The organism is Paenibacillus psychroresistens, from assembly GCF_009728935.1.
GTDB lineage: Bacteria > Bacillota > Bacilli > Paenibacillales > NBRC-103111 > Paenibacillus_AC > Paenibacillus_AC psychroresistens.
This window is the reverse complement of record NZ_CP034235.1, coordinates 4,967,823-4,989,440: the sequence shown is the minus strand read 5'-3', so window position 1 is coordinate 4,989,440 and position 21,618 is coordinate 4,967,823. Positions and strand designations below refer to the sequence as shown.

Sequence of the window (21,618 nt, the reverse complement as noted above, 5' to 3'; positions counted from 1 at the left end):
CATGGGATTTAACAGATAGGGGAACTATTATGACAAGAAGATTAGCGGTTATTACGGAAGCTGAATCGGATTTGCTAGGAATCCTGCGCGGACTCGTCCCGTCAATTGTCGTGCTAAAGCCGGGAGAGCTTACAGCCGAAGCACTGCAGGATTGTGATGCGATCGCCATATTGGGAGGGGCAACGGATCGACCGATCCAATTTAAGCCGGTCCAGAGGGTAATCATCGATCAGCATGTGCGTAAAGGTACGAGGATATTGGCCGAGTTTTGCACAAGTATCGGGAGTATGTTCACATACCAGCCAGAGAGCACGCGTTTCGAACGGATCGCGTTTGTTTCCTCTGAAACTAACATAGAAGGTATCGCAATTGGTGAATTGATAGACGACCAGAGCGGATTACGCATGAAACCGCACGTGGCTACGTGCTCCTCCCGAGTACCCATTCTGCAATATGCTAAACAGCATGCGCACGATCGTATCGAAGTGACAGCAAGCGATCTAGCTCAAATAGGTGAGCGTGCACTTTGGTTCGAACAGCCGGACAATGTGCTTGTCTGCTCATTCCGTCTGGCCAATTTTGTACGTGCACGGTTTTCACCGAAGGCACGGGTGCAGGCGGTTGTTGAATACATCGTTAGCTGGCTGCTTGACGAACCTGTGAAGCTTGGCGCATTGTCTCATCCATATGAGACAGGCCATTACAATTCGGAAGAACCACTTGCTCCGCAAGTGCAGCGAAGTGCTGGGATGGCAATGAAATGGTTTCGTGATGCGGGGATTTTGTTAGACGATGGTAAGGGTGGCGTCGAGGAAGGCGTTGCTTCAGAAGTTTACCATAACGGTGAGCAGCGGATGTTTCAATGGATTCGCTGCGACTGCATTGGTGAAACGGCAATGGCTTATACGATGGATTACCTGCTTACTGGCGAACAGAAAAGTCTGGACATCTCGAATTCGCTTGCTGGTGTTGTTTTTAATTCCATGCAGTGCAAGGATGAGGGGGATTTGTACGGCATGATCCGCTGGACGGACGAACAATGGGACATCTGTTACCAAGATGATGTGGCGAGAGCGATCGTTCCGGAAATGCTGAAGTACATCTTCGTCGGGCACAGCAATTATTTAAAGGAATGCATGGACGCACTCGACTTTCTGATCCGGACGACCGGAACCGACGGGACTCGTTTCTACTGTACTTATAACAGCCTACTGACACCCGCGGAAATCGCTAGACTTAAAGGTACGCCGGGTGAAATGCCGAGCGCTCATTTCAATGCTTACTATTATGCGGCACTATTGCTAGCTTTCAAGCTGACGGGAAAGACAGAGTATCGTGATGTGGCGGTCCAGGGTTTGACCACGATTATGGGAGTCTATCCTGAAACGTTCCGAGTGCTCAGCCAGACGCAGGAATACAGCAGGCTCATTTATCCGCTTAGCTGGCTGTATTGGATTACAGGCGAAAGCGAGCATAAGGAGTGGCTGTACCGGGTTGCGAATGACTTACAACAGTACAAGCATCCATCTGGCGCTTATCTGGAATGGGATGACGGTTACACATCGATGATGCGCAGAAAAATCGGCGAAGACGAAAACTCGATGCTGGCCGCGAATGGCGATTGCGTCGCTGATTTGCTTTACACGAATAATTGGCTGCCTTTCGCCTGGATGCAGGCTTATTGGGTGACGAAGGATCCGTACTTCCTGGAGCAGTGGAACGATACTGCGAAGTTTCTCGTTTCCGCCCAATTGCATAGTGAATATGCGAAGCTTAATGGCGGCTGGGCTAGAGCATTCGACCCGGATAAGATGGAAGTGTTTGGTTCGCCAGCCGATAATAGCTGGGGGCCTTGGGCGATCGAATCCGGTTGGACAGTCGCAGAAATTGCTTCAGGGCTCATGATGGGGCTGATGGATGAGCGTTTGTCGGCTTTTTTTAGCAAATAAATGAAATGATTTCCATAAAAGGAGTAGTTGAAGATGCATATAAAAATACCAAAAATGGATCGAGGATTGGTGGTATCATGCCAATCTTTTCCGGGCGAACCGTTGTACGGTCCAAACTATATGGCGTCAATGGCCAAAGCAGCAGTAATTGGTGGTGCAGTAGGAATTCGAGCTAATTCACCAGAGCAGATTGCCGAGATTAAGCAAGAAGTGCAGCTGCCGATCATTGGCTTGTGGAAACGAGAGTTTGCTGGTTTCGATGTCTATATTACGCCTAGATTTGAGGATGCGAAAGCCGTATTCGAAGCGGGCGCTGATGTTGTCGCGATTGATGCGACGCATCGTCCAAGGCCGGACGGCCTTACGTTGGAACAGACGATTCGCATGCTGCGAGAGCTGCAAATACCCGTGATGGCGGACATTTCCACTTATGAAGAAGGAATTGCCGCAGAAGCATATGGCGCGGATTTCATCTCTACCACGCTATCTGGCTATACATCGTACAGCCCGCAGCAGAAGGGTCCCGATTTACGGCTGCTTGCACGTTTGGCTGGTATTGTACGTGTCCCAGTCGTGGCCGAAGGCCGAATCTCCACACCACAGCATGCAGTACAGGCGCTAGAGCTGGGTGCAACCTTCGTAGTCGTAGGTGGGGCGATTACCAGACCGCATCAAATCGTGACTGGTTTTACGGATGCTCTTCGATCATTCGATGAAAGTGTGACCGTACGCTAATGAGCACGATCGGAATCGATTTGGGAGGGACGAAAATAAAGGCAGGCATCATTGGCAAGAATGGAGAAATCGGCCAAACGATCCAAGTGATGACGCCGATTGAGCTCGGCAGAGATGGGATTATGTCCGCTCTGAGCTTTGTAATTGATCGCTTGCTCGAGACTTTGCCTACAGCTGCGGATGGGAATGTATCAATACGGGCGATCGGTATTGGATCGGCTGGACGTGTTCATCGAGAAACGGGGACGATTACATTTGCGACCGACAACCTGCCTGGCTGGACGGGGACGAAGGTCAAGGAATTGTTGGAGCGGAAACATGGTTTTCCTGTTTTCGTCGAGAATGACGTGAAAGCAGCCGCATTAGGTGAAAGCTGGCTGGGAGCTGCACGTGAGTGGAGGCATTTCGCCTTCATTGCGCTGGGAACGGGCATCGGAGGCGCACTTGTATATGGCGGAAACGTAATATCGGGACCAAACGACGGGCCGGAAATCGGCCACATCATGCTTCATCCGGGAGGCGCAGCCTGCAACTGCGGGCAAAATGGATGCCTGGAGCAATATGTTTCAGGCAAGGCGTTGAACCGTGTGGCACGTGAGGTCGATGTGTTATGGGATAGCCGGAAGCTGATCAGGATGTTTGTGGAAAAAGATGCCAGGGCAACGAACGTCATGCGCAAATTTATTCATGACTTGTGCGCCGGTCTCATTACGATTCAGAATGCGTTCGATCCGCAAACGATCGTGTTGGGTGGTGGTGTGATGGACAGCTATCCGTTTTGGCAGGAGCATTTCATTACAGCTCTGCATGCTGCAACATCCGTCGACATCCGTGTTATTCCTGCCCTTCTCGGAAATGACGCAGGAATGCTTGGGGCTGCGAAATTGGCTTGGAACGAAATAGTAGCTAGAGACGGATCAAGCTTGGATGTATGGTGAATTGAACTCTGTATTGACACGAGATTTGTTAGGTTTGGGAGGATATATATGAACGTAAATAAGTTGATGCTGGTTCCGCATCCAAAAAGCTTAACTGTTTTTGAGGGAAAGTATGTTATGAAGAGGGCTGCTATCATCGGTATACCCGCCGAGAAGAAAGACGAGCTGTTTTTCACTGCAAGAAGGCTTCAGTCGGCAATACTGGATTATACGCAAATACGTGCTGATATCGTCCTAGTCCGACTAGGTAAACAAGCTGCCAGCGTTACATTTGAAGATGAGAAGACAGAAACCCTTTCAACAGAAGGATATACGCTTAACATAGATGAGAATGGGATTCGAATCGGCTACAGCACGCTGTCAGGGGCATTTCATGCAGTCAGTACGCTGAAGCAGCTGCTGCATCAATTCGGCAAAGTGCTGCCGTGTCTTACGATTGAGGATGAGCCGGATTTTGCAGCCAGAGGGTTGTTATTCGACATCAGTCGCAATAAAATTCCAACAATGGAAACGTTGTTCAAGCTTGTCGACGAGATGGCCGATTTGAAAATGAATCAGCTCCAGCTTTATATGGAAGGATTCTCGTTTGCGTATCCATCATTTCCGGAAGTCTGGGAAACAGGAACTCCGATGACCGGAGAGGATATACTCATTCTCAATCGATACTGCCTTGAACGTTTTATTGATCTTGTTCCGAATCAGAACAGCTTTGGGCATATGGATGCATGGCTTGCGCGCAAAGAATTTGCCGATTTGGCAGAGTGTCCCGGCGGATATTGGTACAATGAGAGCCTGTTTCTAACTGCAGGCACATTAAATCCAGCGGATCCGCGTTCGATTGAGCTGGTGGAAACGATGCAGGACGATCTGCTGCCGTATTTTTCGTCGGAAATGTACAACGTTGGTTTTGATGAAACCTATGAGCTCGGTAAAGGAAAGAACAAAGAAGCTGCGGAGCAAGTCGGAGCGGGGCGAATATATCTTGATTTTCTGCACCAGGTTTCTGAGACGGTGAAAAGGCGCGGCAAAAGGATGATGTTCTGGGGTGATATTATCATCAAAGATCCTGAACTAATCACTGAGCTGCCGCAAGATGCAATCGCTCTAGAATGGGGCTATGAAGCAGAGCATCCGTTTGCTGAGCATGGACGGAAATTCCGCGAAGCCGGAGTTCCCTTCTATGTTTGTCCAGGAACAAGCTGCTGGAATTCCATCGTCGGACGCACTGACAACATGAAGGAGAATTTGCTTCAAGCAGCGATACACGGCAAAGCTAATGGAGCGGCTGGTTTTTTGAACACGCATTGGTACGACATTATTAGCCTGCATCACTTTCCGTTTATCTATCCAGGCCTAGCTTATGGAGCAGCCTTGAGCTGGCGGGTGGACAATAACCGTGATATGGACATCGCCAAATTTCTCAATGTCTTCGTATTCGAGGATCGCAATGAAACAATTGGTGGCTTGCTGCTCGATCTCGGCAACTCCTATTTATTGGAGCAGCATCGTATTCAAGATGGCAGCATATTGGGTCGGATCTTCCACAAAGGCTTGGACGACCGTGATGTATTAAAAGATCGGACCATCAGTGATTTTCAGCGAGTTGCTTCCTATGTAAGCGAACAGGAGCGCTGTATGAAGAGCGTTGATATGCGTTGCCACGATGCTTCATTGCTGGATGCAGAGTTTCACAATGGGATCGGCTTGATTCTCCTTGCGTGTAAACTAGGGGAGCTCAAATGCATGTTGTTCGAGGACGAATCTGAGCCTAAAGTTCTATTAATGCTGGAAGGCTGGATTCGGGACGCCGAACTTATTCTGAGCGACTTCAAACAGCTATGGCTGAAACGTAATCGCTGGAGCAACGGATACGTGAATTGCACATCAAGTGGACTGGATGAAAGCGCTGGATTTATTGAGAAAATCAGGCTGCAATGCAAAGAGAAGCTAAATAGCTTAGGTGTGGAGCGCTCATTATAAAACATAAGTGACAGGGAAAGGGTAGTCGAATAGAAACATTCGTCTGCCCTTACTCGTGTTAAGCGCATTTAACAAAATTCAATCCACTATAGTCACACCGATCCGTTCGAAGGCATGCCGGATATCGAGGATCAGGTCTTCCAGATCCTCAAGCCCAATATACAAGCGAACGAGGACTATAGATTGTGAGGTAGCTGCTATTGAATCAATTTCTTGCTTTAAATTATGTACCGTCACTAGACTTTCATAGCCGCCCCAACTGACACCGATCCGAAAATATTCCAGATTGCCTGCCCATGTCCGCATTTCATGTAGGGGGATATCCGTTTCGAAAGAAAACAAACTGCTGAATCCTTCCATTTGGCGAACGGCCAACTCGTGCTGGGGATGGGAAGATAGTCCTGGGTGATTTACTTTGCGCACAAATGGGAGAGTCTGCAAAAATTCGGCAATCTTTACACCGTTCTTGTGATGCCGTTCCAGTCGTAGCGGCAGCGTCCGCAGTCCTCGTGATACCAAAGTCGCTGTATGGGGGGTCATTATACCGCCGATCAGCATAAACTCATTTTGGTTCAAGCGTTCCAATTTTTCATGTGAACCGACAATGGCACCTCCGGTTATATCGCTGTGCCCGCCAATATATTTGGAAATCGAATGTACAACCAGATCGACGCCATACTTGAGTGGGTTCTGAAAGAATGGAGTTGCCCATGTATTATCGATAATTGTGGTAGCGCCAGCTTGCCGGGCTAATTCCACACAAGCTTCTAAATCCTGCAAGCAGAAAACCAGCGAAGTCGGGCTTTCTAAATACAGCAGTGATGTATTTGGACGAATGGCGGCTGCAACGGCATCGATTGACGTTCCGTCGACAAAAGAGCACGCAACGCCGAACTTTTGCAAATACGTGCCCATCATTACCCGTGCCGGACCATACGCCTGATCAACACAAACGATGTGATCGCCCTGTTTGACGACAGACATTACGGCAGCAGATATGGCCGCCATACCTGAGGCGAAGCATCGTGCTTCCTCGCCTCCTTCAAGTCCAGCCAGCCGTTTCTCGAGCTGCTGTACGGTCGGATTATTCCCTCTAGAATAGACGAAATGATCGAAAAAATGGCTCGACGCTGCATCAAAATCGTCGTAGTTGGCAAATGTAAACAAGCTATTCTGATAAATAGGAAACGTTGCCGCACCCTGATGCCGTTCATCATGATGGTCATGTACCACATAAGTTTGTTTTTTCAATCAGCATCTCTCCCTGATAGTGCATATATGAATACTCTATTATATACCGTGGAAATGAAATACTAAGGGTAATAAATAAGCACATGGAATTGTACCATACTGTCCGTGTTGTTCAGATAGCTATGGGGTTGATCAGCGATAAATCGAAGAGATTCATTTGGCTTGATGGAATGGCTGCTACCGCTAAAAGCAATTTCCAGCCCCCCTTGTAAAAGCATGATGTATTCTTCCACTCCGGCGCTGTGTGCCTCAGATTCGAAATAACAATTTGGATCCATTTCAACTAAATAAATCTCGAATTGCTTGTGCGGGCTAAATGGGAATAGGGGATAAGAGCGAAACGCTCCTTCTTCTTCTAATAGGGGTTCTATATCGGCACTGTTGACTATCGAAATAGAAGGACTTTGCTCTTCGATTAATGTAGTGAATGACAAATGTAATCCATTGGCAATTTTCCAAATAATCGAAATAGATGGACTGGATTCGCCGCGCTCGACTTGTGCAAGCATGGCTTTGCTAACTCCGGTTAATTCAGCCACTTTATCAAGGCTTAGACCTCTGCTATTACGGATTGCTTTTAAGTTTTTGCCCAATTTAATATGTATTGGCTCCATAAGATCTCTCCCCGCGGTCTTCATTTTTTAACAATGGTAACGTAAATAAACTCAAAAGTCGACTATTTCAAAATAATATATTGTGCGTTATTAAATACATGTGTATAGTATAACGTATATAGAGGAGGCGGAATTATGTCCAGCAAACAGTTAACTGATTTTTTATCCGAAAATTTGAATGAGCTAAAAAGTAAAGGGCTTTACAATGTAATCGACCCTTTACAGGGGGCCAACGGCCCGGTAATTACAATTGCAGGCAAAGAGTACATCAATTTATCCTCGAATAATTATCTGGGATTAGCAACCGATGCAAGATTAATTCAGGCAGCCGTTGAGGCTGTGAATGTATATGGTGCAGGGGCGGGAGCCGTCCGCACAATTAATGGAACACTAGATGTTCATGTGCAGCTAGAAGAAAAGCTAGCTGAATTCAAGAAAACAGAAGCTGTTGTCGTTTATCAATCCGGATTTAATTGTAATATGGCAGCTATCTCGGCAGTAATGGATCAGAACGATGCGATTCTGTCCGATGAATTGAATCATGCTTCAATCATCGAAGGATGCAGATTATCCAAGGCCAAGATTATCCGTTACAGTCACTCCGACATGGATGATTTACGAATCAAAGCGAAGGCAGCTAAAGAATCCGGCTTATATAAGAAGCTCATGGTGATTACGGATGGAGTTTTTTCTATGGATGGAGACATTGCCAAGCTTCCAGAAATCATTGATATTGCAGCTGAATATGACCTCATAACCTATGTGGATGATGCTCATGGCTCTGGAGTTCTAGGAAGTGGTGCCGGTACAGTTAAGCACTTTGGACTTTCGGATCAAGTGGACTTTCAAATTGGTACACTCTCCAAAGCTATCGGAGTTGTAGGTGGATACGTAGCCGGTAAAAGGGAATTAATTGATTGGCTCAAAGCCAGAAGCAAGCCGTTTCTATTCTCAACTTCATTGCCCGCAGCTGCTGTTGCACCATGTATTGTGGCAATAGACATCATTAAGACCAGTCCAGACCTCATGGGTCGATTATGGGGGAACGGTAATTTGTTGAAAAAGGGACTTCAAGATCTAGGCTTTGATATAGGGAAAAGTGAAACTCCAATCACTCCATGCATTATTGCGGATGAAAAGATGACACAGCTTTTTAGCAAAAGGCTTTATGAAGAAGGAGTTTATGCCAAAGCGATCGTCTTCCCAACGGTTCCAAAAGGAGGCGGAAGAATCAGAAATATGCCAACTGCAGCGCACACTCCTCTTATGCTTGAAAAAGCATTATCTGTCTACGAAAAAGTAGGGAAAGAGCTGAAGCTGATTTAGAAAAGAACTAAACAACAGTGAGGGGGATTCAGATGAAAAAAATAATGGTTACAGGAGCATCGGGTCAAATCGGTACGGAGCTTGTCTCTAGATTACGGCAAATTTATAATACAGACCAAGTAATTGCTACGGATATAAAAAAAGCTTCTACACAAGGAGCATCAGGTCCTTTTGAAATTCTAGACGTCACCAATTCTCAAGCCATGTATGAAATCGCCAATAAATATCAAGTGGATACAATCATTCATCTAGCTGCGTTATTGTCTGCAACCTCGGAAGCAAAACCATTGTTAGCCTGGGAATTGAATATGGGTGGGCTACTAAACGCGTTAGAGGTTTCTAAAACATTGAATTGCCAACTCTTTACTCCAAGCTCTATTGGGGCATTTGGACCAACAACACCTAATAATAATACTCCACAGGAAACCATTCAAAGACCAACTTCCATGTATGGTGTCAGTAAAGTATCGGGAGAATTATTGTGTGATTATTACTATAACAAATTCGGTGTAGACACACGGGGGCTGCGTTTTCCCGGAATCATCTCCTATATAACTCCTCCGGGCGGAGGAACTACAGATTATGCGGTAGAAATTTATTATGATGCCATTGCGAAAGGCAGTTATACTTCTTATATTTCACAGGGTACTTTCATGGATATGATTTATATGCCGGATGCTCTTGAAGCCATCATCACACTAATGGAGGCAGACTCATCCAAGCTCAAGCATCGCAATGCTTTTAATGTATCTGCAATGAGTATCGAACCCGAAATGATTGCTGCAGAAATAAGAAAGCACATTCCTCATTTTAAGCTCGCTTATCAGGTGGATCCGGTCAGGCAGGCGATTGCGGATAGCTGGCCTAATGCAATTGACAGCACCGCAGCCAAAGAAGAGTGGGGATTTAACGCAGAATATAATCTCGAGAAAATGACTAAAGAAATGCTCGCGCATTTGTCCATTAAGTTTGCGGGCTAACGAAGCTTTTTACAAAGATAAAGGTTTTTACAGAGTTGTTTCTGTGAAAGCCTTTTTTTTCAGTCAATGATTCCTGCTTGCTCTCCAACATGGATTTGGATACAATTCTAACAGGGAGGCGATTAAGAATGAACATGGATAAATGCATAGGCTCACACCACCCTAAATGGTTCGGATTAGCAGTGCAAGCACTTGTAATTCTAGCCAAGGATGACATAATAACTTGCCCGAGCGCAGAGCTCGCTGTTTATTTGCAATCTGAGCCTACTCTGCTGCGGCGGATTTTATCGAGTTTGACTAAGGGCGGAATTCTGGAAACGCGCGAAGGCCGAGATGGCGGATATAAATTAAGAAGGTCACCGGAGACTATTACACTGGCAGAGGTCTATACTATCCTGCAGGTAAGCGCACCGCTGATTTATGGTATTAAGGATACTGCAGGAACGGGTACTTTTGGTTTGAAAATGAATACTTTGTTTGGTGAGCTGACAGATGAAATGGATCGTTCTCTGCTAGAGGTGCTTGGAAACTATACGATTGGTGATTGGGTAAAACGGTTGAATGAAACTCAATCGGGAGGGAATGTTAACTCAGTCCATTCTAATGTTTGACAGCGAATAAATCTGATCGTATACTGTGCAATATATGCAACAGTTTAATGGCTTTTTATTTATCTGCAACTGTGCTAAATAACACACAGATAAGAACAAGGAGGCGGCAGCAAATGAAGGTGGAAATTTGGTCAGACTATGTATGTCCATTCTGTTATATTGGCAAACGCAAATTCGAGGCAGCATTGCAGCAGTTTACGCATAAATCAGCAGTAGAGGTCATTTATAAAAGCTTTGAGCTGGATCCCCAAGCCAAGCGGGATGGGAATCCCGGTGTTCATGATATGCTTGTGGCTAAGTATGGCTTGAGCCGCGAACAAGCTGTTCAGAATACACTTCAGATTACCCAGCAAGCCAAAGTCGTAGGTGTTGACTTCCACTTCGATCGCACTATTCAAACAAATACTTTCGACGCTCATCGGCTAACCCATTATGCAGCATCTCAAGGCAAGCATTTGGAATTGACGGAACGTTTGCTGAAAGCCTATTTTACGGATGCTCTGCATATTGGTGATCCTGAACAGCTAGCGGATTTGGCAGCAGAAATTGGTTTGGATCGGTTGGAGGCACTTCGCGTGTTAACTAGTAATGAATATACTGCCCAAGTGCGTGCTGATGAGCAGGAAGCCAGCCAGCTTGGGGCAAGAGGCGTTCCATTTTTTGTAATTAATCGCAAATACGCTATTTCAGGAGCGCAGCCAAGTGACGTGTTTCTTGAAGCGTTGCAAAAGGCATGGAATGAAGATCATCCGCTTGTTGAGTTTAAAGGTTCTGAAGAAGGTGCATTGTGTATTGATGACAGCTGCTTGATCCCTGACAAAAAAGAGGAATCCTTATGATTAAACTGGGGGTTTTGGATCAGGTTTTTATAAGTGAGGGTCGGAGTGCTACGGCTGGACTTCAGGAATCAACATGTCTTGCTCAAGCAGTTGAGGTGTTTGGCTATGGACGTTACTGGGTATCTGAGCATCATTCTATGCGTGCGCTTGCCTTTTCAAGCCCAGAGGTACTGATTGCCCATCTGGCTGCTGCAACCTCGCGAATTCGTGTCGGATCAGGAGGCATTATGCTTCCTCATTATAGTGCTTATAAAGTTGCCGAGAATTTCCGCCTATTGGAGGCTCTTCATCCAGGTCGAATTGATCTTGGCCTTGGCCGTGCTCCAGGAGGTATGCCGCTTGCCACGCGTGCACTTCAGCAGGATAAATATGTGGACGTAGCCAAATACCCGCAGCAAGTACAAGACATTGTCGGGTACTTCTACGATGATTTGCCCAAAGGCCATTCCTTTGAAAAACTAGTAGCTGCTCCTTCCATTCCAACAGCACCGGAAATATGGCTGCTTGGCTCAAGCGGTGAAAGCGCGAGAATTGCAGCGTCCTTAGGTACCTCTTACGCTTTTGCAGAATTTTTCAGCACACCAGGCGGTGAAGAAGCAACGCAATACTACAATGAGCATTTTGAGCAAAAACCGCATTTGGAAGATCATCCTCGTTCAATGATTGCGACACTTGCAATCTGCGCCGAGACAGAAGAGGAAGCTAACCAACTAGCGATGAGCAGTGATTTATTGTTTTTGGGTATCCGAACAGGAATCGAGATGCCATTTCTTCCATCTGTTCAGACAGCGCGCGATTACCCTTATAGAGAAAGCGATCTATTGCATATTCAGCAATCCCGCGAGCGTCGTGTAGTTGGTACACCAGCTCAAGTAAAGGAACGGCTGCTGCAAATGGGCTCCGATTTCAATATCAGTGAAATTTTGATCAATAGTCCTATTCACGATCCACAAGCACGAATTCGTTCCTATGAGCTCATTGCAGAGGCTTTTGGTATGAAGGAGTAAAATATTTTATTAATTAAGACTGTCGGTACTATCCGGCAGTCTTTTGTCTTGCTCCTGTTCTATTTATTTCTTTGAGCACTTGCATACATGCTTACTGATAAGTCCTGGTCTTTTAGCAGGCTTTTGTTTTTTGAGAACTTTCGATTTAACTGAGTGTTTTGTACAAGAACAAGCCATATAATTACCGCCTCCAATATTATTCAATTCAAAGTAGATTACGGTATATTTGTATGAGTTAGCTTTGGTTAATGATTGGGTAGATGGATAGTAAATTTTAGGGAACCAAGTGCTTTCCGTTCTTGTCTAATAGGTTGGAGGTGAATATATGGAATCGGAATATCTTAAATATATTGAATTTGTTGATAATACAGAGATGTATAATCTTATGAATCAATATGGGGATGATGTATGGAAATACGCCTATTGGATAACCAATAACCGAGAGCAGGCTAAGGATATTGCTCAGGAGGTTTTCATTAAGGCGCATTATAAGATGCATACATTTAAAGGACAATCTTCCTTCAAAACCTGGTTATTAGCCATCACAAGAAACATTGCAATTAATGAAATGAGGTCCAGTTATTTTCGCAGGGTATTGTTGATTGGCCATGTTATAAAGGGAAAACCGGAGAGCTCAGCAGAGGCAGTTTACATAGGCAAACAATCCGTTGAAGAAATTTGGAGCATTATTATGAAGCTTTCGAGCAAGCTGCGTGAAGTTCTAGTGCTTGATCTGGAGCATGAGCTGAGCATTCGCGAAATATCCTGTTTACTTAACATTTCAGAAGGAACAGTGAAATCAAGGTTGTTTCGCGCCCGTAAAAAAGTGGAGAGTAAATTAAAGGGGATGATAGAGTGAAGAACACTAAGCCATATTGGTATGAGGTTGCTAAGGGAGGATCGTTTGAAAAAACTGTATTTACCGAAGAAATGAAGCATGAAGTAATTCGCCGAATTAATATTAGCCCAAGCAGGCAAATCAAGAAATATTTTATTACGGCTTCAGTTGCTATGTTGTTAGGAATTATTCTCATAATGATTCTCCAAGATAGCAGCCTCACCAATATTAGTGTAACAAAATCAACTACTAATAGAGCAGCAACGGCAGTAATAGAAGAAAGAACACTGAATTACCAATATTCGCTTAAATCACCATTGGATTTATCTGATAGTGGTTACAAACGGACGCAATTGGGGCAGGTAGACAAATCAACAGTTACTATTAAAGAAGAGACTGAATTTAAGGGGATTGGGAAGTTTCTAGTTTATTTAAAAGCAGGAGTAGGTCCGTATTTTGGGATTGAGCTTACGGATCTGCCTAATGCACTGCCAAATGAATTATTTGAATTTGGACCTGGCAGTATGACGGAAGTCGAATTTGTTAAAAGTAATGCTTTTGGAGAATCGTATCTTAGATTATCTGGCTCATGCGGTCCGCAAGTAGTGTGCAGCTTCTGGTTATCCTATGAAAATAGTATTCCTGTGGAGGAATTCCGTATAGATTCAGCCGTATCTGAGACGGATTTAGATGGGGATGGAGTTATCGATGTTGTCGCAAAAAATAAAAATTTACATTTCAACGAAGTTTTTATTTTCAAAAAAATAGGCGAAAGAATTGAATATGTAAACGTTTATGAAGCTCTTCGAGAACATCCAGACGATGATGTATTTTATGACCCTATTACGCGGATATTCCAAATTAAAATTAATTCAAACGGGGAGCTTAAAAACTATAAGTATGCAGCTGGTGAAGATAAACTTGTTCTAGTTGATAATTAAAATAATACGGGAAATAGGCCTTATTACATGGGTAAGTATAATTTATTGTTCATAAGATCAACAAATCCTATGCATAACTTCCTATAGTTGGTATAATCTATCAGTTGGGTCTATGTGAAATGATAAATTTTACTAGATTTATAACTAATTTATAGGATGGTGTATCGTGATTAGACAAAAGAGTCTTGCGACAGAAATTGTATTAACGTTGATTACATGCGGTATTTATGGGATATTCTGGTTCATTGCTTTGACGAATGATGTCGGTGAGCTAAGTGGAGATCCAGAATTCACTGGAGGGAAGCATTTTCTTCTAACTATTGTTACTTGTGGAATATGGGGCTTTATATGGGCTTATCAGGTTGGTAAACATATTGCGGAAGCCCAACATAGACGTGGTCAGTTTGTAACTGATAATTCGGTGCTTTATCTTGTTCTAAATTTCGTAGGCTTGAGTATCGTAGTTTATGCTTTGGTACAGTCAGATGTTAATAAACTGGCACAAGCTTAGTCCGACATGGAAGTCTAGATGGTTGTGGGGGACTTCTTTAACTGCTGGTGGTGTGCTTTATTTAAAAGTATTGGCACCTGTTTTCAACCTTAGTATTCCTTGTCCGTTTCATGCTTTGACTGGTTTATATTGTCCAGGATGTGGGATCACAAGAGTGATTACCTCCTTAATGGACTTTAATTTAGCTCAAGCATTTAGATTCAACTCCCTTTTATTCCTATTGTTACCGATTTATGTTTTGTATTCCGTTCTTAGATTAAAAGGTTATAAGAAATTTAGTGATTATGTCATGTTTGTAATGTTGGTCTTGACTGTATCATTTGGGATATTAAGAAATATCCCTATGTTTTCTTGGTTGGCACCTGTACAGCTTTAACATTTAGTAAGCGTAGAATTCTCCTCATCAACCTGGGGAATAATTTTACGCTTGTTTTTTTGCTCAATGCAAGTTTTTTTTATTTTTTTAGGCTTTTTTAGATGCGCTGCTCAAAGTTTCTTGAACATTAATTGTCCAATTAGCGAATATTCGACAAAAGGAATAGTTTTTCTGTGAAAATGTGGTATCATCTTAATGATGATTTAAAACAGATGAAGGCATGAGGTGGATATCGTTGCAACTCCAAGTTACTAATAGTCCCTTTAATCAAGAGCAAGTTGAGCTACTCAATCGTCTCCTGCCCCAACTTACGGAGACACAACAAAACTGGCTGAGCGGTTATATTACTGCTTTGCAAAGCGTAGCAATACCAGCAGCATCTAATACGGCTGTACCGGCTTCACTAACAGCGGCTGCAACCTTACCTGCTATCGAAACTCCTGTTATCTCTAAAGAGGTGACTGTACTTTTCGGATCACAGACTGGCAATGCTCAACGATTGGCTAAAGGCCTGTCGCAACAACTAGAAGGACGTGGGTTTCAAGTGACCTTGTCATCTATGAGTGATTTTAAACCAGCCAATTTAAAGAAAATTAGTAATTTACTAATTCTGGCGAGCACTCATGGTGAAGGAGATCCACCGGATAATGCCATTCAATTTCTTGAATTTCTCAAAAGTAAGCGTGCTCCTCAGTTAGATGGGCTGCAGTTCTCTGTACTCTCACTGGGAGATAGCTCCTATGAATTTTATTGCCAAACCGGTAAGGATTTTGACTTGCGCCTTGAAGAATTGGGAGGCAAGCGTTTCTGTCCGCGTACGGATTGTGATTTGGATTACGATGAGCCTGCTGCACAATGGGTGGAAAGCGTCTTAAGTACACTTAGCGCAGCTTTTGAAGCACCAACTTCATCAGCACCAGCTGTAGTCACTTCTAACGGTTTAGTTACGGAGCAATCGACCTTTTCAAGAAAGAATCCGTTTAAAGCGGAGGTACTTGAGAATTTGAATCTGAATGGTCGTGGATCACAGCGAGAAACTCGCCATCTTGAGATCTCACTTGAGGGTTCCAACCTGCAATATGAACCTGGTGATTGTTTAGGGATTTATCCTGAAAACCATCCAGAGCTTGTTAGCACATTAATTAATACTTTGGCTTTTAAATCGGATGAGCCCGTTACAGTTAATAAAGACGGAGAAGTACGACCATTAAAAGAAGCTTTGCTATATAATTTTGAGATTACTGTACTTACAAAACCATTGGTGGAGCAAGCGGCTAAGTTCTCATCCAATCCTAAGCTTCATGAGCTGCTAAAGCCGGAGCATGAGCAAGAGCTTAGAGCTTATATCAAGGAACGCGATTTGCTTGATTTAGTTGAGGATTTCTCACCATGGGAAGCTTCAGCAGCTGAGTTTGTATCGATTCTACGGAAAATGCCAGCACGTCTTTATTCCATTGCCAGCAGCTCCAAGGCTAGTCCGGATGAAGTTCACGTTACCATCCGTGCGGTGCGTTATGAAGCTCATGGTCGTGAACGTTATGGTGTCTGTTCAGTACAGAGCTCAGAACGTATTAAGCCAGGCGATAGCTTGCCTGTTTATATTCATGATAATCCGAATTTTAAGCTCCCAACCAATCCAGAGCTGCCTATCATTATGATCGGACCTGGGACAGGCGTTGCTCCTTTCCGTGCTTTTCTACAAGAGCGCGAAGAAACAGGTGCAGACGGAAAAACATGGTTATTCTACGGTGATCAGCATTTCCTTACGGACTTCTTATACCAGATTGAATGGCAAAAGTGGTTGAAAAAAGGTGTTTTGACACAAATGGATGTTGCATTTTCACGTGATACGAATAAAAAGGTATATGTGCAGCATCGTATGCTGGAAAAAGGCGCAGAGCTCTTCCAATGGCTAGAAGCGGGTGCTTATGTATACGTATGTGGTGATGAGAAGCATATGGCTCATGATGTTCATGCCGCATTGGGAGCTATTCTCGAACGTGAAGGCGGAATGAGTCCAGAGCAAGCAGCTGCCTATTTGGTAGCTATGCAGCAGCAGAAGCGATATTTACGTGATGTTTACTAAAAGGTCTAATAATCATAAATGATAGTGTGAGGAGATAGCACAATGAATCCAGATCCATTAGCATCGGCGAAGAAAGGCCCACCTAGCGAAGTAGAGCACATCAAGAGCTCGAGCCGATACCTGCGTGGGAATTTAACTGAAACTCTCGAAGGTTTAATTACAGGTTCCATACCTGAGGATGATAATCGCTTATTGAAGCATCATGGAAGCTACATGCAGGATGATCGGGATTTGCGTAATGAGCGCCAAAAGCAGAAGCTTGAGCCTTCTTATCAATTCATGGTACGTATCCGTGCGGCTGGTGGAATTATCACACCGGAGCAGTGGTTGGCTATGGACAAGATTGCCCATGAATATGCGAATGGTACATTGCGTTTAACCACACGGCAGTCTTTTCAAATGCATGGTGTTCTCAAATGGAATATGAAGAAAACCATTCGCAAAATTAATGATTCACTCTTAACCACATTAGCTGCTTGCGGTGACGTTAATCGGAATGTTATGTGTAATCCAAACCCTTATCAATCTGAGGTTCATGCAGAGGTTTATAAATGGGCGGAGCGGCTTAGTCAGCATTTGGATCCAAGAACTAGAGCTTACCACGAGATTTGGCTTGATGGTGAGAAGGTACTTGATAGTCAAGATGAAGCTATAGAACAAGAGCCGATTTATGGCCCTGTCTATCTGCCGCGTAAATTTAAAATCGGCGTGACTGTGCCACCTTCCAATGATGTGGATGTATTCTCACAGGATCTCGGGCTAATTGCTATAGTTGAAAATGGACGGCTTTTAGGCTTTAATATTGCAGTTGGCGGTGGTATGGGGATGTCCTACGGCGATGTAAACACTTATCCTCAACTTGCAAAAATAATTGGGTTTTGCACACCGGAGCAGGTTGTCGATGTGGCCGAGAAAACAGTTATGATTCAGCGAGATTATGGGGATCGTTCCGTTCGGAAGCATGCACGCTTTAAATATACGATAGATGATCGCGGACTTGAATGGTTTGTTAATGAACTGCAAGATCGGCTTGGTTGGAATCTTGAAGCGGCTCGTGCTTATCACTTTGATAGTAATGGTGATCGTTATGGCTGGGTTAAAGGCAGCAACAACAAATGGCATTTGACTTTATTTATTGAGAATGGTCGAGTTCAGGATCTTGAGAATTATCCGTTAATGACTGGATTGCGTGAAATCGCCAAAATCCATACAGGAGATTATCGTCTATCGCCTAACCAAAATATCATTATCGGGAATGTAACAACTCAGAAAAAACGTAAAATTGAGGAAATGGTTAAGTTATACAATCTCAACGACGGTTTGCAAAATTCTGCTCTACGTAGAAGCTCCATGGCCTGTGTATCCCTGCCTACCTGCGGAATGGCAATGGCTGAATCTGAGCGTTACATGCCGATTTTATTGGATAAGATCGAGTTGATCTTGGCAGAAGTGGGTCTACGTGAAGAGGAAATCGTTATTCGGATGACTGGTTGTCCTAATGGATGTGCTCGGCCTGCACTAGGTGAAATTGCCTTTATGGGTAAAGCTCCGGGTAAATATAATATGTATCTGGGCGCTGGCTTTGCTGGGCAACGTCTGAACAAGTTATACCGTGAGAATATCGGTGAGGAAGAAATCCTCGGAACCTTGAAACCGATTATTCATCGATATGCTCAGGAAAGAATTGAAGGCGAGCATTTTGGTGATTTTACCATTCGTGCTGGTTATGTTAAAGAAGTTCTTTCGGGAACAGATTTTCACGCTTAATTTTGGGATGAACCTATATTTTGTACAAAATAGACATTGGCTAGTGGATTCGTATTCCACATAGCTGATGTCTGTTTTAGTTTTTCAATTTACAGGATAGTGTATGAGGATATCGTGAGTCACAGTTAATTTATATGCCAAATTCATATAAATACTATGCCTTATATGAATTTTACATATAAATAATCGAGAAGTAAGATAGGAGTAAGACGGAAGGAGGGATATTATTGTGAATGATAACGATGTTTATATAGTATCTGCAGCACGTACACCTATTGGGAGCTTTAGCGGTTCTTTAAAGGATATCTCAGCGGTAAAGCTTGGAGCTTTGGTAATCGAGGCAGCAATTCAACGGGCAGGTATCCAGACCGAAGCGGTTGAGGAAGTCATTATGGGCAATGTGCTTCAGGCTGGTTTGGGGCAGAATCCGGCAAGACAATCCGCTTTGTTAGCTGGAATTCCAGTGGAAATTCCTGCGGTAACCGTGAATCAAGTATGCGGCTCAGGCTTAAAGGCGATTCAATTAGCCTGGCAAGCAATTCGCAGCGGTGAAAGTGAAATTGTGGTTGCAGGCGGTATGGAGAGTATGAGTCAAGCACCGTATCTACTTCAGGGAGCTCGATCTGGCTTGCGTTTTGGTGATCAGACCTTGGTGGATAGTATGATCAGAGATGGTTTATGGTGTGCCAATGGCGACTATCACATGGGGATAACGGCTGAGAATTTATGTGATCGCTATGCATTAACACGCGAACAACTGGATCAGTTTGCTTTTGAAAGTCATATGAAGGCGGTTACAGCAATTTCTGAAGGTAGATTCAAGGAAGAAATCGTTGCTGTTGAAATTCCACAGCGCAAAGGTGATTCCATCTGGGTAGATACCGATGAATTCCCGCGCGCAGATACAAGCTTAAAGCGTTTAGCAGCTTTGCGACCCGCTTTTAAGAACGATGGCATGGTTACTGCGGGCAACTCATCTGGAATTAACGATGGAGCCTCAGCCTTAGTGGTGATGAGTGGCAGAAAAGTAAAAGAGCTCGGCCTTATGCCGTTAGCCGTTATCCGAGCTAACGCCTCTGTGGGAGTGGAACCGGCTTATATGGGCTTAGGTCCAATTCCAGCGACAAAGCTAGCCTTGTTGAAAGCAGGATTGGCGATAACCGATATCGACCTAATCGAAGCAAATGAAGCTTTTGCTGCACAATCACTAACCTTCACAGATCAATTTGAGTTTGATCAAGCTAGGTTGAACGTCAATGGTGGTGCGATAGCTTTGGGCCATCCGATTGGAGCAAGCGGTGCAAGAATTATGACTACATTGCTCTATGAAATGCAGAGAAGACAATCGACTTATGGGCTGGCAACACTGTGTATTGGCGGCGGGCAAGGTGTAGCTGTCATCATCGAAAGATGCTGATAAATTTCAGAAAAAGAAGGTGATTGAGTTGATTCAGATTTTGGAGACATTCGAAGAAGCCGTTCAAGATATTCCAGATGGCGCAACCTTAATGGTAGGCGGGTTCGGTTTGGTGGGCATTCCAGAAAATCTTATCTTGGCATTGGTCAATAAAGGTGTTAAGCGGCTCACAGTCATTTCAAACAACTGCGGAGTGGATGATTGGGGATTGGGCTTACTGCTGCGCAATAAACAAATCAAGAAGGTCATTGCTTCTTATGTAGGTGAAAACAAAGAATTCGAGCGCCAAATTCTAGCAGGTGAGATCGAGATGGAACTCCTGCCCCAAGGCACGCTGGCTGAGAAAATTAGAGCAGGTGGCGCGGGGATTCCAGCTTTTTATACTCCTGCGGGAGTGGGTACTTTAATAGCGGAAGGCAAGGAAACGCGTATATTCAATGGCAAAGCTTATTTGCTGGAAGAAGCGTTAACAGCAGATTTCAGCTTGATTCGTGCGGCCAAGGCCGATGGGGTTGGGAATTTGGTCTATAACAAAACAGCGAGAAATTTCAATCCGATGATGGCTGCTGCGGGGAGAGTCACCATTGCAGAAACAGAGCAAATTGTGCAAACAGGAGCAATAGATCCAGAGCATATTCATACACCGGGCATCTTCGTGCAGAAACTAATCGTTGGCGAACAACAAAAACGGATTGAAAAGCTAACGATTCACAGCGAAAGCTTGAACTAAATCTCGTGTGAAAAATGAGTGAGAGGAGGAAATGTTATGTCAGAAACCGTAAAAACGATCCGTGAAATCATTGCCATTCGTGCGGAGCAAGAAATCCAAGACGGCAACTATGTGAATTTAGGAATTGGAATCCCGACGCTGGTAGCGAACTATATCCCTCCTAACAAACAGGTTGTGCTGCAATCGGAGAACGGCTTATTAGGAATTGGTCCATTTCCAAGCAAAGCCAATGTCGACCCCGATTTAATCAATGCCGGCAAAGAAACAGTAACTGCCTTGCTTGGAGCTTCTTACTTCAATAGCGCTGATTCGTTCGGTATGATTCGTGGCGGCCATATTGATCTGGCGATTCTCGGCTGCATGGAGGTTTCGGAGCAAGGGGACTTGGCTAACTGGATGATTCCCGGCAAAATGATCAAGGGTATGGGCGGGGCAATGGATTTGGTGCATGGTGCCAAGCGCGTGATTATCATTATGGAGCACGTTAGCAAAGAGGGAAGTCCGAAGATCCTCAAGGAATGCAGTCTACCGCTAACGGGCAAGCAGGTTGTAAACCGCATCATCACAGATCGAGCGGTCATTGATGTTACAGCCGATGGACTGAGACTTGTTGAGGTAGCAAAGGGATATACAATTGAGCATATTCGCAGCATAACCGAGCCTAATCTCATTGTGGATGATAAAGTCTTGCTTGAAGCCTACGGATGATTAGACGGTAGAAA

The 21,618-nt window shown here is 44.3% G+C and carries 20 protein-coding genes; 18 read left to right on the top strand and 2 right to left on the bottom strand.

Annotation, left to right across the window (positions count from 1 at the left end; all coding sequences use genetic code 11):
* Window positions 1-29: 29 nt before the first annotated feature.
* From EHS13_RS22925 to EHS13_RS22910, 4 genes are read left to right on the top strand one after another with little or no spacing between them, the layout of a single operon-like run.
* Window positions 30-1,949, top strand: coding sequence for a hypothetical protein (locus EHS13_RS22925; protein ID WP_155702621.1), 1,920 nt, complete (start codon window positions 30-32; stop codon window positions 1,947-1,949).
* A 33-nt stretch (window positions 1,950-1,982) separates the two neighbouring features.
* Window positions 1,983-2,684, top strand: coding sequence for an N-acetylmannosamine-6-phosphate 2-epimerase (locus EHS13_RS22920; RefSeq protein WP_227013484.1), 702 nt, complete (start codon window positions 1,983-1,985; stop codon window positions 2,682-2,684).
* Window positions 2,684-3,622, top strand: coding sequence for an ROK family protein (locus tag EHS13_RS22915; protein WP_155702620.1), 939 nt, complete (start codon window positions 2,684-2,686; stop codon window positions 3,620-3,622). The genes EHS13_RS22920 and EHS13_RS22915 overlap by 1 nt, the downstream gene beginning before the upstream one ends.
* A gap of 48 nt (window positions 3,623-3,670) precedes the next feature.
* On the top strand, window positions 3,671-5,602 hold the full coding sequence (locus tag EHS13_RS22910) for a family 20 glycosylhydrolase (RefSeq protein ID WP_155702619.1): 1,932 nt from the start codon (window positions 3,671-3,673) through the stop codon (window positions 5,600-5,602).
* Between the two features lie 78 nt (window positions 5,603-5,680).
* On the opposite strand, the gene EHS13_RS22905 is transcribed toward EHS13_RS22910, so the two are convergent.
* The gene (locus tag EHS13_RS22905) at window positions 5,681-6,835 is read right to left on the bottom strand and encodes a trans-sulfuration enzyme family protein (RefSeq protein WP_227014058.1); all 1,155 of its coding nucleotides are present in this window, start codon (window positions 6,833-6,835) and stop codon (window positions 5,681-5,683) included.
* 80 nt (window positions 6,836-6,915) lie between these two features.
* A complete protein-coding gene (locus tag EHS13_RS22900; protein WP_155702617.1) occupies window positions 6,916-7,467 on the bottom strand; it encodes a helix-turn-helix domain-containing protein in 552 nt (183 codons plus the stop codon).
* A gap of 135 nt (window positions 7,468-7,602) precedes the next feature.
* On the opposite strand from EHS13_RS22900, the gene EHS13_RS22895 reads away from it, so the two are divergent.
* From EHS13_RS22895 to EHS13_RS22830, 14 genes are all read left to right on the top strand, one after another.
* Window positions 7,603-8,793, top strand: coding sequence for a glycine C-acetyltransferase (locus EHS13_RS22895; protein WP_155702616.1), 1,191 nt, complete (start codon window positions 7,603-7,605; stop codon window positions 8,791-8,793).
* A gap of 32 nt (window positions 8,794-8,825) precedes the next feature.
* Entirely contained in the window at window positions 8,826-9,773 is a 948-nt protein-coding gene (locus EHS13_RS22890) for an L-threonine 3-dehydrogenase (RefSeq protein ID WP_155702615.1), read from the top strand.
* Between the two features lie 128 nt (window positions 9,774-9,901).
* Entirely contained in the window at window positions 9,902-10,384 is a 483-nt protein-coding gene (locus tag EHS13_RS22885; protein ID WP_155702614.1) for an RrF2 family transcriptional regulator, read from the top strand.
* A gap of 113 nt (window positions 10,385-10,497) precedes the next feature.
* Window positions 10,498-11,223: a DsbA family oxidoreductase gene (locus EHS13_RS22880; RefSeq protein ID WP_155702613.1), complete on the top strand. Its 726-nt coding sequence runs from the start codon at window positions 10,498-10,500 to the stop codon at window positions 11,221-11,223.
* Window positions 11,220-12,230: an LLM class flavin-dependent oxidoreductase gene (locus EHS13_RS22875; protein WP_155702612.1), complete on the top strand. Its 1,011-nt coding sequence runs from the start codon at window positions 11,220-11,222 to the stop codon at window positions 12,228-12,230. Before EHS13_RS22880 ends, EHS13_RS22875 begins: the two co-directional genes overlap by 4 nt.
* 325 nt (window positions 12,231-12,555) lie before the next feature.
* A complete protein-coding gene (locus tag EHS13_RS22870; RefSeq protein WP_155702611.1) occupies window positions 12,556-13,089 on the top strand; it encodes an RNA polymerase sigma factor in 534 nt (177 codons plus the stop codon).
* Entirely contained in the window at window positions 13,086-14,009 is a 924-nt protein-coding gene (locus EHS13_RS22865; RefSeq protein ID WP_155702610.1) for a hypothetical protein, read from the top strand. Before EHS13_RS22870 ends, EHS13_RS22865 begins: the two co-directional genes overlap by 4 nt.
* Window positions 14,010-14,175: 166 nt before the next feature.
* Complete coding sequence (locus EHS13_RS22860; RefSeq protein ID WP_155702609.1) at window positions 14,176-14,520, top strand: DUF4234 domain-containing protein; 345 nt, start codon at window positions 14,176-14,178, stop codon at window positions 14,518-14,520.
* Window positions 14,521-14,542: 22 nt separating this feature from the next.
* Window positions 14,543-14,896 (top strand): DUF2752 domain-containing protein, encoded by a 354-nt coding sequence (locus EHS13_RS22855; RefSeq protein ID WP_227013483.1) that lies wholly within the window; start codon window positions 14,543-14,545, stop codon window positions 14,894-14,896.
* 235 nt (window positions 14,897-15,131) lie between these two features.
* The gene (locus tag EHS13_RS22850; RefSeq protein ID WP_155702607.1) at window positions 15,132-16,982 is read left to right on the top strand and encodes an assimilatory sulfite reductase (NADPH) flavoprotein subunit; all 1,851 of its coding nucleotides are present in this window, start codon (window positions 15,132-15,134) and stop codon (window positions 16,980-16,982) included.
* A gap of 42 nt (window positions 16,983-17,024) precedes the next feature.
* Entirely contained in the window at window positions 17,025-18,749 is a 1,725-nt protein-coding gene (gene cysI, locus EHS13_RS22845) for an assimilatory sulfite reductase (NADPH) hemoprotein subunit (RefSeq protein ID WP_155702606.1), read from the top strand.
* A 229-nt stretch (window positions 18,750-18,978) separates the two neighbouring features.
* Window positions 18,979-20,166, top strand: coding sequence for an acetyl-CoA C-acetyltransferase (locus EHS13_RS22840; protein ID WP_155702605.1), 1,188 nt, complete (start codon window positions 18,979-18,981; stop codon window positions 20,164-20,166).
* A gap of 28 nt (window positions 20,167-20,194) precedes the next feature.
* Entirely contained in the window at window positions 20,195-20,896 is a 702-nt protein-coding gene (locus EHS13_RS22835) for a CoA transferase subunit A (RefSeq protein ID WP_155702604.1), read from the top strand.
* A gap of 36 nt (window positions 20,897-20,932) precedes the next feature.
* On the top strand, window positions 20,933-21,604 hold the full coding sequence (locus tag EHS13_RS22830) for a CoA transferase subunit B (RefSeq protein WP_155702603.1): 672 nt from the start codon (window positions 20,933-20,935) through the stop codon (window positions 21,602-21,604).
* Window positions 21,605-21,618 lie beyond the last annotated feature (14 nt).

Excerpts from the sequence above, each read along its gene's own strand:
- EHS13_RS22925 (WP_155702621.1), top strand. The coding sequence starts at position 30 with ATGACAAGAAGATTAGCGGTTATTACGGAAGCTGAATCGGATTTGCTA.
- EHS13_RS22920 (WP_227013484.1), top strand. The coding sequence starts at position 1,983 with ATGCATATAAAAATACCAAAAATGGATCGAGGATTGGTGGTATCATGC.
- EHS13_RS22915 (WP_155702620.1), top strand. The coding sequence starts at position 2,684 with ATGAGCACGATCGGAATCGATTTGGGAGGGACGAAAATAAAGGCAGGC.
- EHS13_RS22910 (WP_155702619.1), top strand. The coding sequence starts at position 3,671 with ATGAACGTAAATAAGTTGATGCTGGTTCCGCATCCAAAAAGCTTAACT.
- EHS13_RS22900 (WP_155702617.1), bottom strand. The coding sequence starts at position 7,467 with ATGGAGCCAATACATATTAAATTGGGCAAAAACTTAAAAGCAATCCGT.
- EHS13_RS22895 (WP_155702616.1), top strand. The coding sequence starts at position 7,603 with ATGTCCAGCAAACAGTTAACTGATTTTTTATCCGAAAATTTGAATGAG.
- EHS13_RS22890 (WP_155702615.1), top strand. The coding sequence starts at position 8,826 with ATGAAAAAAATAATGGTTACAGGAGCATCGGGTCAAATCGGTACGGAG.
- EHS13_RS22885 (WP_155702614.1), top strand. The coding sequence starts at position 9,902 with ATGAACATGGATAAATGCATAGGCTCACACCACCCTAAATGGTTCGGA.
- EHS13_RS22880 (WP_155702613.1), top strand. The coding sequence starts at position 10,498 with ATGAAGGTGGAAATTTGGTCAGACTATGTATGTCCATTCTGTTATATT.
- EHS13_RS22875 (WP_155702612.1), top strand. The coding sequence starts at position 11,220 with ATGATTAAACTGGGGGTTTTGGATCAGGTTTTTATAAGTGAGGGTCGG.
- EHS13_RS22870 (WP_155702611.1), top strand. The coding sequence starts at position 12,556 with ATGGAATCGGAATATCTTAAATATATTGAATTTGTTGATAATACAGAG.
- cysI (WP_155702606.1), top strand. The coding sequence starts at position 17,025 with ATGAATCCAGATCCATTAGCATCGGCGAAGAAAGGCCCACCTAGCGAA.
- EHS13_RS22830 (WP_155702603.1), top strand. The coding sequence starts at position 20,933 with ATGTCAGAAACCGTAAAAACGATCCGTGAAATCATTGCCATTCGTGCG.